The following is a 1,324-nucleotide window of genomic DNA, read 5'->3' as shown; positions in this document are numbered from 1 at the left end:
CCGCCGCGGCGGCGAGCAGGCCGCAGGCGACGGCCAGCGCTGGACGGAACCTCATCGACATGACCTTCCTCGGATGAACAGGGTGCGGACGGGTCCCGGCCCCTGGGAGCGCTCCCACACGGCGCCGAAGGTATCCGGCCCCGTACGGACCCGGAAGACGGTCTTTCACATCTCTCACAGATATTTCGGGGGACGCGGCAACCTTTCGCGTCCGCCCCGGCGACTTCCAGGTGGAACGACGAGCCGGGGACTCCGCCCAACACTCCCGGCGTTCCGTCTGCCCGCCCCGCCGGCCCCTGGGGCGGGCAGTTCAGCTTCTAGGGTGCTGACCCATGCGGCATCTCGGAGACTTCGGCGGGCTGGTGGAGCTGGCGGGACGCCGGCGTCCGCTGTGGCCCGGCCCCGACGCGTCCCTGCGCGCCCGCCTGGACGAGTCGCTGGGCATGCCCCCGTACGGCGAGGACGTCGGCGTGCGCACCGAACGCGTCTGGTCGGCCGGCGGGATCGACGGCGAGGAGCTGTCGTGGTCGCCCGGCTTCGGGCCGCGCACCCGTGCCTGGGTGCTGCGCCCGGCCGGCGCCGGACGGCCGCTGCCGGGCGTGCTGGCGCTGCACTGCCACGCCGGGATGAAGTACTGGGGCAAGGAGAAGATCGCCGATGGCCCGTCCCGCGAGGTGCCGCCCGAGATACGCGCGCTGCGCGAGGAGATCTACGGCGGCCGGGCGTTCGCGGTGGAACTGGCGCGGCGCGGTTTCGCGGTGCTGTGCCATGACGTGTTCCTGTGGGGCAGCCGCCGCTTCCCGCTGGAGACGATGCCCGAACGCGTCCGCGTCCTCGCCGACGACCTGCGCGAACTGGCCGAACGACGCGGCGGGTCCATGACCGGGCGGCGGCACTACGACACCGCCGCGCGCCATCACGAGCCGGTCGTCGCCAAGTACTGCAACCTGCTGGGCACGTCCCTGCTCGGCCTGGTCGCCCGCGAGGACCTCATCGCGGCGCGCGTGCTGGCCGGGCTGCCGGGCGTACGGGCGGACGCGCTGGGCTGCGTCGGCCTGTCGGGCGGCGGCCTGCGCGCGGGGATGCTGCACGCGCTGTGCCCGCAGGTGCGGGCGTCGGTGGTGGTGGCGATGATGGCCTCCCTCCCGCACATGCTGGGCGAGCACGTGGACGCCCATTCGTGGGTGTCGTGGCCGCCCGGCCTGGCGGCGGTGGGCGACTGGCCCGACATCGTGGCGCTCGGCGCCCCGTCCCCTCTGCTGGTGCTGTACGGGGAGCGCGACCCGCTGTTCCCTCCGGCGGGCATGCGGCACGCGGACGCCCG

General features: G+C 74.3%; 1 protein-coding gene. It reads left to right on the top strand.

Annotation, left to right across the window (positions count from 1 at the left end):
* Positions 1 to 332: 332 nt before the first annotated feature.
* The coding region (locus ABD811_RS31770) for a dienelactone hydrolase family protein (RefSeq protein ID WP_344955159.1) at positions 333 to 1,324 on the top strand (992 nt) is incomplete at its 3' end.

The sequence above is a fragment of the Actinomadura miaoliensis genome (genome assembly GCF_039536785.1).
Lineage (GTDB): Bacteria > Actinomycetota > Actinomycetes > Streptosporangiales > Streptosporangiaceae > Spirillospora > Spirillospora miaoliensis.
The sequence above is the reverse complement of the archived record's forward strand: the minus strand, read 5'-3'. Positions and strand labels throughout refer to the sequence as shown.